Below are 8782 nucleotides of genomic sequence, written 5' to 3'. Positions count from 1 at the left end.
GAACAAAATGGCAATGGGGACTGCTGACAGCAGGCGTCAGGAAGCGTCCTTGCCCGACTTATCCCCCGCCAATTCGGCGATGATGGCCGCGACCGCGGCGCGCGCGGCGTCAAAGCCCTGGCCGGTGTCGACGATGAAATCGGCCTGGCGGCGTTTTTCGGCATCGGGCACCTGCTTGGCGAGGATAGCGGCCAGCTTCGCCTCGCTCATGCCGGGACGCGCCAGCACACGCGCGCGCTGAACTTCGGCCTGGGCGGTGACGACCACGACCTTGTCGACGCGGTCGCGGCCGCCGGTCTCGAACAGCAAGGGAATGTCGAGCACGGCGAGCGGCGCACCGGCGGCGCGGTGCCTGGCAAGGAAGGCGTCGGCATCGGCGCGGACCAGCGGATGGACGATCGCTTCCAGCCGCTTCAGCGCGACAGCGTCGCCGAGCACCCGCGCGCCGAGCCTGGCACGGTCGACGACACCCGCATCGGTGGTGCCGGGAAAGGCGGCCTCGACCAGCGGGCCGGCCTTGCCGGCATAGAGGCGATGCACCGTCTCGTCGGAATCGTGCACCGGCACGCCGGCCTCGGCAAACATCTTCGCCGTCGTCGACTTGCCCATGCCGATCGATCCGGTGAGGCCGAGCACGATCATAGCCGGCGCCTCATCAATGGGCTTCGATGTCAGCGATGATCATCCGCCTGAGCTCGGCGGTGACCTCGGGCCGCTCGCCGAACCAGCGTTCGAACCCGGGCGCCGCCTGGTGCAGCAGCATGCCGAGCCCATCGACCGTCCACAGGCCGCGCCCCTTGGCGGCGGCGAGAAGCGGTGTCTCGAGCGGCACGTAGACGATGTCGGTAACGATGGCATGGCCGGGCAGGCCCGCCGGATCGGCGGACAGGCCTTCATTGCCATGCATGCCGAGAGCCGTGGTGTTGACGAGAAGGCCGGCATCGGTAAGCAGGTCGCCGACAGCATGGGCGCCATGCGCGGAGACGCCCTCGCCGAAACGGCGGCTGAGCTCCTCGGCCCGCGTCAGCGTGCGGTTGATGATGCGGATGTCCTTCACGCCGCGCTCGATCAGCGCCTGGATGACCGCGCGCGACGCGCCGCCGGCGCCAAGTACCACGGCGGGGCCATTCGAAGCCCAGCCCGGCGCGTAGTCATCGAGATTGGCGGCAAAGCCGTAGGCGTCGGTGTTGCCGCCCCACAATTGTCCGTCCTCGAACCACAGCGTGTTGACGGCGCCGATCGCTTCGGCCGCCTCGTCGCGACGCTCGACCTGCGCGAAGGCCGCCTCCTTGTGCGGAATGGTGACGTTGCCGCCCTGGAAGCCATTATTCCGAAGTCCGTCCACAAAGGCGGCGAAATCGTCCGGCGCGACATCGATGGCCTGATAGCTGCCGTCGATGCCGTACTTGGCCAGCCAGTAGCCATGGATTTTCGGCGAGCGCGAATGCGCGATCGGGTGGCCGGTGACGAAGGCTTTTTTCGCTGCCTCAGCCATCGATTGCTCCGAGCTCCCGCAGCTTCTCCAAAACCGGCAGGAGCGGCAGGCCGACGATGGTGAAATGGTCGCCCTCGATTTTTTCGAACAGCTGGATGCCCTCGCCCTCGATCTGATAGGCGCCGACACTCGACAGCGCCTTGTCGCCGACGCGCGCCAGATGGCGGCCGATGAAGGCTGGCTCCAGTTTGCGCATGGTGAGACTGGCGATGCCGACATGCCGCCACAGCACCTCGCCGTCGCGGGCAAGCACGGCGGCGCTGTTCAGCTGATGGGTCTTGCCGGACAGGGCGAGGAGATGGCGGCGGGCGCCTTCCATGTCGGCCGGCTTGTGGAACACCTCGTCGCCGAGCGACAGCGTCTGGTCGCAGCCGAGCACCAGCGCGCCGGGCCTGCGCTCGCTGACCTCGGTCGCCTTGGCCTCGGCAAGCACCAGCGCGACGTCCTCCGGCGACACGCCGCTATGCTTGAGCGGCGCCTCGAGCGCGCGCTCATCGACCTCGGCCGGCACCGCCTCGATCTCGACGCCGGCATTGACCAGCATCGCCTTGCGGAACGGGCTGCCGGAGGCGAGGATGATTTTCTCGGTCATTTTGTACTCGGACGCGGACAGGGGACGGTTGGTGTATGTAGAGTTGGCGCCGCCCCTCATTGTCCTGCCGGACATTTCTCCCCGTATAGAGACTGGGGGAAAGGGCCAGCTTCAGCGCAGGCGCTCTTTCCAGCAGCGCTGGCGATTGGCGAAACCAGAGACACCAGCGCCCCTCTCCCCGTCCCTATACGGGGAGAGGATGCCGGCAGGCAGGTGAGGGGCGGCGCCGACCTCCGCCAAGGTGACTAGCAAAACTAGCTTCTTTGCACATCTATCTCGACTTTCCCCGCAGGGCAACGATCGCCGCCGCCGTCTCCTCGATCGAACGGCGGGAGACATCGATCATCGGCCAGCCATGCCTTGTGCAGATCTGGCGGGCATAGGCGAGCTCCTCGTTGATCGCGGCGCGGTCGACATAGTCGGACGGCACGTATGTGCTGGTGTTGCCGAGGATGCGGTTCTGGCGGACATGCGAGATGCGCTCGGCGGTGGCGATCAGGCCGACGATCAATGGCGTCCTGGCGTTGACCAGGCTCTCCGGCACCGGCACGCCGAGCACGATCGGGATGTTGGCGGTCTTGATGCCGCGGTTGGCGAGATAGATGCTGGTCGGCGTCTTGGAGGTGCGCGAAATGCCGATCAGCACGATGTCGGCATCATCCATGTTGGCGGGCAGCTGTCCGTCATCATGCTCCATGGTGAAGTTCAGCGCATCGATGCGGCGGAAATATTCGGCGTCGAGCACGTGCTGGGCGCCGACGCGGCGGCCTGCCGGCGTACCGAGATAGGACTGGAAGACGGCAAGCACCGGCTCGAGCACCGAGACGCAAGGCAGGCCCATCGCCGCGCAGCGCTCATCGATGCCGCGCGCGAGCTTCTGGTCGACGACGGTGTAGAGGATGATGCCGGGTTCTACCTCGATATCCTCGAACACCTTGGCCACCTGCTTTTCGGTGCGGATCAGCGGGTAGATGTGCTCGATGGCGCGCGCGTCCTTGTATTGCGCGGAGGCGGCGCGGCCGGCCGCCAGCAGCGTCTCGCCGGTGGCGTCGGAAATCAGGTGCAGGTGAAAGAAGCTCTGGGGTTTGTTCACAGGCGCGGGTTCCAGGCTGTGGGCAGTTGTGGACAAGATCGGACAAAGACGCGAAGGCGGCGAGAGCGACTGTATCAGATGGTGGGTTGTCCACAATTCGCCCTGCTGTAGGCTTTGTCGGGGCGCTGGGGACAAAACTGGGGATCAACTTTTCTTGGCCGATTTCATCCACAGCCCGAAATTTGGAAGCGAAAGGCCAAGCTGCTGACTGGGAAGGGGAATTCCGGTTCTTCCCCAAAACCCTCCAAATCGCGATCGGGACCGCGCGACAATATGCTGACTGGCCTTTTCGGGCGGCAGGCTGGACAGGTCGCAACCACCACAACCAACAGACTCTTAGAATCAGAAGACTCTTTAAAATAGATATTTGATTTAAGAGGACCCTTGAGAGGCGACGCTGAATGCCTGGAAAACGGATCATGCTGGACGTTTTGAGGGGCGAGCCTGTCTTTCCTCCGCCCATCTGGATGATGCGCCAGGCCGGCCGCTATCTGCCGGAGTATAGAGAGACCCGGAAGCGCGCCGGCTCCTTCCTCGATCTATGCTACGATCCGGACCTTGCGGTGGAAGTGACGCTGCAGCCGATCGAGCGCTTCGGCTTCGATGCCTCGATCCTGTTCTCCGACATCCTTGTGGTGCCCAACGCGCTCGGCCGAGACGTCCGCTTCGAAGAGGGCCGCGGGCCGATGCTGACGCCGATCTCGGCTTCGGAGATTGCGGGCCTCACCGGCGATTTGTTTCACGTGAATCTCGAACCGGTTTACGAGACCGTCCGCCGGTTGCGCGCCAAACTGCCTGACGAGACGACGCTGATCGGCTTCTGCGGCGCGCCATGGACGGTGGCGACCTATATGATCGCAGGCCAGGGCACGCCGGACCAGGCGCCGGCGCGGCTTTTCGCCTATCGCGAGCCGGAGGCCTTCGCGCGGCTGTTGAAAGTGCTGGCCGATCATTCGGCCGCCTATCTCATCCGCCAGATCGAAGCCGGCGCCGATGTGGTGCAGATCTTCGATTCCTGGTCCGGTGTTTTGGACGAGCCTTCCTTCCAGGCTTTCTGCGTCGAGCCGGTGGCCGAGATCGCGCGGCAAGTGAAGGCGGTCCACCCGAATGTTCCGGTCATCGGTTTTCCGAAGGGCGCCGGCGAGCGCTACCGCGACTATCGCTCCAAGACCGGCATCACCGGGCTCGGCCTCGACTGGACGGTGCCGCTCTCGATGGCGAAGGAATTGCAGCTTGGCGGCGCCGTGCAGGGTAATCTCGATCCGCTCCGGCTGGTGGCCGGCGGCAAGGCGCTGGCTGACGGCGTGGACGCGATCCTGAGGACGCTGGGCGGCGGGCCGCTGATCTTCAACCTCGGACACGGCATCACGCCGGAGACGCCGATCGCGCATGTCGAGGCGATGGTGAAACAGGTGCGGAGCGCGATACGCTAATGGCTGACAATACCAACAGCACCGGCCAGGCGATGAAGCACATGGTGATCGGCATCGCCGCTCTGGTCGCCGCGACCGCGCTGCTTTACTTCGTGGCGTCCGACGGCTTCTACCTGTGGGCCAAGGCCGTCCATGTCATCGCCGTCATCTCGTGGATGGCCGGCATGCTCTATCTGCCCCGGCTCTTCGTCTATCATGCCGATGCCGAGAAGGGATCGGCGCAGTCGGAAACCTTCAAGGTTATGGAGCGCCGGCTGCTCAGAGCCATCATCAATCCGGCGATGATCGCGACCTGGGTGTTCGGGCTCTGGCTGGCCTGGAAGGGCTTTGCCTTCCATGGCGGTTGGCTGCACGCCAAGGTAGCGCTGGTGCTCGTATTGTCGGGGCTGCATGGCTATCTCGCCGGCGCGGTGCGGAAATTCGCCGAGGACAAGAATGAAAAGCCGGCGCGCCACTGGCGGATCGTCAACGAGATCCCCACATTGCTGCTGATCGTCATCGTCATCCTGGTCGTCGTGAAGCCGTTCTGAGGCTTCCCGCGACGGCGCAAAAGGCGGCTTGCTCTTTCAGACGAGCGACGATAAAAGACGGGTCTTCCTTCCCGTCATGCGCCGCCCCATTTTTTCGCTTTCGGCCGCGCCCGGCATTTGTCGCATCCAGCCGATTTTTCTCCCCAAAGCCTACCCAGAGTCCATCTAATGCAAGAAATGAAACTCACCGAGTTCAAGAACAAGAAGCCGCCAGAGCTGATCGCTTATGCCGAATCGCTCGAGGTGGAGAACGCCAGCGTGATGCGCAAGCAGGAGCTGATGTTCGCGATCCTGAAGAAACTCGCCGCCCAGGACATCGAGATCATCGGCGATGGCGTGGTCGAGGTGCTGCAGGACGGCTTCGGCTTCCTGCGCTCGGCCAATGCCAACTACCTGCCCGGTCCCGACGACATCTATATCTCGCCGTCGCAGATCCGCCGCTTTTCGCTCAAGACTGGCGACACCGTCGAAGGACCGATCCGCAGCCCGAAAGAGGGCGAGCGCTATTTCGCTCTGCTCAAGGTCAACACCATCAATTTCGACGATCCCGAAAAGATCCGGCACAAGATCCACTTCGACAATCTGACGCCGCTTTATCCAACCAAGCGGCTGAAGATGGAGGTCGACAATCCGACCTCGAAGGACATCTCGCCGCGCGTGATCGACCTGGTGGCGCCGATCGGCAAGGGCCAGCGCGCGCTGATCAACGCGCAGCCGCGCACCGGTAAGACGGTGCTGATGCAGAACATCGCCCACTCGATCACCGCCAACCATCCGGAATGCTATCTGATCGTGCTTCTGATCGACGAGCGGCCGGAAGAAGTGACCGACATGCAGCGCTCGGTGAAGGGCGAGGTGATCTCCTCGACCTTCGATGAGCCGGCCGCCCGCCACGTCCAGGTCGCCGAAATGGTGATCGAGAAGGCGAAGCGCCTGGTCGAGCATGGCCGCGACGTGGTCATCCTGCTTGATTCGATCACCCGCCTCGGCCGCGCCTACAACACCGTCGTGCCGTCCTCCGGCAAGGTGCTCACCGGCGGTGTCGACGCCAATGCGCTGCAGCGCCCGAAGCGCTTCTTCGGTGCCGCCCGTAACATCGAGGAAGGCGGCTCGCTGACCATTATCGCCACCGCGCTGATTGATACCGGCAGCCGCATGGACGAAGTCATCTTCGAAGAGTTCAAGGGCACCGGCAACTGCGAAATCCAGCTCGACCGCAAGGTGGCCGACAAGCGCATCTATCCCGCCATGGACATCCTCAAGTCCGGAACCCGCAAGGAAGACTTGCTGGTGCCGCGCGCGGATCTGCAGAAGATCTTCGTGCTGCGTCGCATCCTGGCGCCGATGGGAACGACCGACGCGATCGAGTTCCTCATCGACAAGCTGAAGCAGACCAAGACCAACGCCGACTTCTTCGATTCGATGAATACGTAGTCGGGATACAAGGCGAGGCGGGGGAACTTCCCCTCGCCTTCTCGATCGTTGGCAGCCAATCGCAGAGGTCAGCGCCGCCCCTTATTGCCCGGCCGGGCATTTCTCCCCGTGAACGGGGAGAAAGAGGCTGGCCGCAACGCCGGCACTCTTCTTGCCACGATGGCGATTGACGAAATCGGCAGCGACAGCGCCCTTCTCCCCGTTTACGGGGAGAAGATGGCGGCAGCCAGATGAGGGGCAGCGCCAACGCTCGAAAGAGGGGTTGGGGTTACGTGCCTGTTCCTCGCCGCAACAGCTTCCCCAAATCGTCCGCATCGGTAACCACTGGCATGCAAACCTGCCCGGTGCACAGCCAGGCGCCCGGCTTGTCGGTGGGCGGCACCACCCCACCCGGCAAGCTCGGTCGATTCGCATCCGTACCGACCGCAACGACGATATCCACCCGGCGCGGGTCGGGATTCCGATTCGCAACCGGAACGAGGCTTGGACTATCTAGATTGTCGATCAGCACCAGCTTCAACGGCTCGAGCGCCAGCGCGCAGGCATTGACGATGCCAGCCTGGCCATAGGCCTGTTGCGCGGCGCGGCCCATGGCATGCTCGGCCGTCGTCCAGGCCTTTTGCTCCATGTCGAAATCGCCGGTGACTAATGCCAATCGCACCAGCGCCTCGATGATCTGGGCGGAGGCGGACGGGATTGCCTCGTCGACATCGCCGCGGATGCGGATGGGGACATCAGCACTGTCGGACGCGGTCAGATAATAGCCGGTCTTGTCGCCATCCTGGTGCCAATGATCGAGCTGTCCGATGAAATGCCTGGCGCGATCGACATAGGCCATCTCGCCGGTGGCCTCGAAGAGTGCGATCGCGGCGTTTGTCATGGCGGCATAGTCGCTCGACAGCGCCGGGAACAGTTTCCTGGCGCCTAGCATGGAATGCGGCAGGCGGCCGTCATGGCTCGCTTCGACGATGTGGGCGAAGGCCCGCGCGGCGGCCTCGATCCAGTCGGGCCGCTGCAGGGCACGGCCGGCGTCGGCAAGCGCGGCGATCATCAGGCCGTTCCAGTCGGTCAGCGCCTTGCCGTCGCGGCCGGGCCTGACGCGCCGTTCCCTGGCGGCCAGGAGCTTCTGCTTCAACGGCAGGAGCAAGGCTTGGTCGACGATGCTTTGCTTTTGCTGGTCGGCGGTTTGGCGGATGATCGGCTTGCCTTCCCAACCATGTGGGCTAGCGAGGCCGACGTATTTGAAAAACAAGGCTGAATCGTCGCCAAGCACGGCTTCGACCTCGTCGCGGTTCCAGGTGTAGAACAGCCCCTCCTCGCCGTCGCTGTCGGCATCGAGGCTGGCGGCGAAGCCGCCGCCATCGACCAGCATCTCGCGCAGCAGCCAGGCGACCGTCTCTTCGATTCGTATCCGGAATAAATCATTCCCGGTGGCGGCAAACGCCCAATTGCACATGCGGACGAGCTGTGCGTTGTCATAGAGCATCTTCTCGAAATGCGGCACCAGCCATTCGGCATCGGTCGAGTAGCGGCTCAATCCGCCGCCGACGTGATCGTAGATGCCGCCGGCCAGCATTTTCTCCAGGCTGAGCAGGACAGCGTCGCGATGCGAGGCAACCCCGTCGCGCAGCCACGACAGCCAGAGCGTCTGCATGAATGGCGCGTTGGGGAATTTCGGCGCGCCGCGCAGGCCGCCCAGATCGTGGTCGATCATGCCGTCGATGCGGCCGGCAAGATCGCTGAGCGTGTCCCGATCGAGCACCGCCTTGCCATGGCTTCCCGCCAGCCGCGCCTCGACATGGCTGGTCAGGCCTTCGGCGCTTTGGCCAAGGCTCTCCTGCTTCTCCCGCCACGCCTTGTCGACCGCTTCCATGACCTGGATGAAGCCTGGCCGGCCGTAGCGGGCCTCGCGCGGAAAATAGGTGCCGCCCCAGAACGGCTTGCCTTCGGGCGTCAGGAACATGGTCAACGGCCAGCCGCCCTGCTCGCCCATGGCATGCAGTGCCGCCATATAGATCTGGTCGATGTCCGGCCGCTCCTCGCGATCGACCTTGATATTGATGAACAGCCGGTTCATGACGGCGGCAACGGCGTCGTTCTCGAAGCTTTCATGCGCCATGACATGGCACCAGTGGCAGGCGGCGTAGCCGATCGACAGCAGGATCGGCCGTCCGAGTTCCCTGGCTTCGGCGAGCGCCGCGGGCG

The 8782-nt window shown here is 64.1% G+C and carries 8 protein-coding genes; 3 read left to right on the top strand and 5 right to left on the bottom strand.

From position 1 onward, the window contains the following. Positions 1 to 36: 36 nt before the first annotated feature. From coaE to EN745_RS23665, 4 genes are all read right to left on the bottom strand, one after another. Positions 37 to 642, bottom strand: a complete 606-nt coding sequence (gene coaE / locus EN745_RS23685) for a dephospho-CoA kinase (protein WP_127422396.1) — start codon at positions 640 to 642, stop codon at positions 37 to 39. Positions 643 to 655: 13 nt separating this feature from the next. After that, positions 656 to 1495: a shikimate dehydrogenase gene (locus EN745_RS23680; RefSeq protein WP_127422395.1), complete on the bottom strand. Its 840-nt coding sequence runs from the start codon at positions 1493 to 1495 to the stop codon at positions 656 to 658. Continuing rightward, positions 1488 to 2087, bottom strand: a complete 600-nt coding sequence (locus EN745_RS23675) for a Maf-like protein (RefSeq protein ID WP_127422397.1) — start codon at positions 2085 to 2087, stop codon at positions 1488 to 1490. The genes EN745_RS23680 and EN745_RS23675 overlap by 8 nt, the downstream gene beginning before the upstream one ends. 271 nt (positions 2088 to 2358) lie before the next feature. Further along, positions 2359 to 3180 (bottom strand): pyruvate, water dikinase regulatory protein, encoded by an 822-nt coding sequence (locus EN745_RS23665; protein ID WP_127422394.1) that lies wholly within the window; start codon positions 3178 to 3180, stop codon positions 2359 to 2361. A gap of 401 nt (positions 3181 to 3581) precedes the next feature. Between EN745_RS23665 and hemE the strand changes: the two genes are divergently transcribed. The 3 genes from hemE (at position 3582) to rho (ending at position 6577) form a co-directional block, all read left to right on the top strand. Beyond that, entirely contained in the window at positions 3582 to 4613 is a 1032-nt protein-coding gene (hemE, locus tag EN745_RS23660; protein WP_127422393.1) for a uroporphyrinogen decarboxylase, read from the top strand. Further along, entirely contained in the window at positions 4613 to 5143 is a 531-nt protein-coding gene (hemJ, locus tag EN745_RS23655) for a protoporphyrinogen oxidase HemJ (protein WP_127422392.1), read from the top strand. Before hemE ends, hemJ begins: the two co-directional genes overlap by 1 nt. Positions 5144 to 5311: 168 nt before the next feature. Beyond that, positions 5312 to 6577 carry a transcription termination factor Rho gene (rho, locus tag EN745_RS23650; RefSeq protein WP_112098117.1) on the top strand — a complete coding sequence of 422 codons (1266 nt, stop codon included), beginning with the start codon at positions 5312 to 5314 and terminating at the stop codon, positions 6575 to 6577. Positions 6578 to 6845: 268 nt separating this feature from the next. On the opposite strand, the gene EN745_RS23645 is transcribed toward rho, so the two are convergent. Next, on the bottom strand, positions 6846 to 8782 hold a 1937-nt coding region (locus EN745_RS23645; protein ID WP_145992106.1), incomplete at its 5' end, for a thioredoxin domain-containing protein.

It is taken from the genome of Mesorhizobium sp. M4A.F.Ca.ET.022.05.2.1, from assembly GCF_003998845.1.
In the GTDB taxonomy this organism is placed as follows: Bacteria; Pseudomonadota; Alphaproteobacteria; order Rhizobiales; family Rhizobiaceae; genus Mesorhizobium.
Note: the sequence above shows the minus strand (reverse complement) of the source record. Positions and strands in the feature narration are given on the sequence as shown.